This window comes from Acinetobacter sp. YH16031 (assembly GCF_013417335.1).
GTDB lineage: Bacteria > Pseudomonadota > Gammaproteobacteria > Pseudomonadales > Moraxellaceae > Acinetobacter.
On sequence record NZ_VPED01000194.1, the window covers coordinates 1 to 1,069 of the forward strand.

General features: G+C 32.8%; 1 protein-coding gene. It reads right to left on the reverse strand.

Annotated elements, in window-relative coordinates; genetic code table 11:
- Nucleotides 1-692 (reverse strand): replication initiation protein (locus FTV31_RS17100; protein WP_180015836.1); only part of this gene is annotated, 692 nt, incomplete at its 3' end.
- Nucleotides 693-1,069: the final 377 nt, after the last annotated feature.

The following is a 1,069-nucleotide window of genomic DNA, read 5'->3' on the forward strand; positions in this document are numbered from 1 at the left end:
GGCTTAGGTTTTTCTTTCACTATAAATTTAAAGCCAACTACTGAACGCCCTTTTTTTACATTTTCATAAGTGAGTTCAATATCTGTATTAGTTGTAATCTCATTTAATGAAGGCTTCATTACTCGGTCTTTTAAATTACAGAGTTTGTCATAAGATTTGGGCAAACCCAGCTCATTTTTTATATGTTCTAAGGACATTTCAAATTGTCCCATTGCTTGATGCTTTTTAGCTAAATGATAAAGATCGAATGAGTAATCTTTTTTCAAACTTAGTACGATATCTTTTTTATATTTTGTATAAGGGTTTAATTTATCAAACTCTTTTAACATCAGTAGAACGATTTCAGGGAAACGTATAGCTATCCCTCCGTCTTCATAAGTGCAATCAATCACCCAATTCGACAGCACCTTTTTTCCGCTTTCATTGTTATAAGAGAAATTTCTTTTAAGTAGATTCTTGCTGGCTAGTTCTAACTGCGTATATGCGGAATGCGTTTTAATGCCACATTCTCTAGCAAACTCTTCTGCCGTAATCATAATTCGGTCTTTTTCAGTTGCATCAGTGGTTCTAGCAATTGGGCTAGCAAGTATTAACATTCGTTTTTCATCAATGTTCATACTCTTAAAGCATTCTTGAACATTGTTTTGCATAACAACCCAGCTCAGAGGATATGTTTTTTTATTTTCGTCCATATAACTACAACCCCAAAAAACTAACTAACTACATTGGTATTTATGTAGCTTAAACATACATTGTCGTTTATTTTTTGACTACTATTTTTGTAGTTTTTTAACAAAACTACAAACTTTTTCTTGTAGTTTAATGTCCGGTAAAAGTAGTTTCTATGTCCGGTAAAAGTAGTTTTTTAAGTCCATTTTGTCCGGCATTTGTAGTTTAATGTCCGGTAAAAGTAGTTTTTTAAAGTCTGAAAGCATTGCTAGGCGTGGTTTATAGGGGGGTCTAAAAGCTTTTAAAAGCTTTTTAAAAGAATAAAAGGGAATTTATTTCCAAAGTGAGTTATTAAAACTGCCCTTGGTACTCGCTAAAGCTCGTACTCTATTGAAGCTCG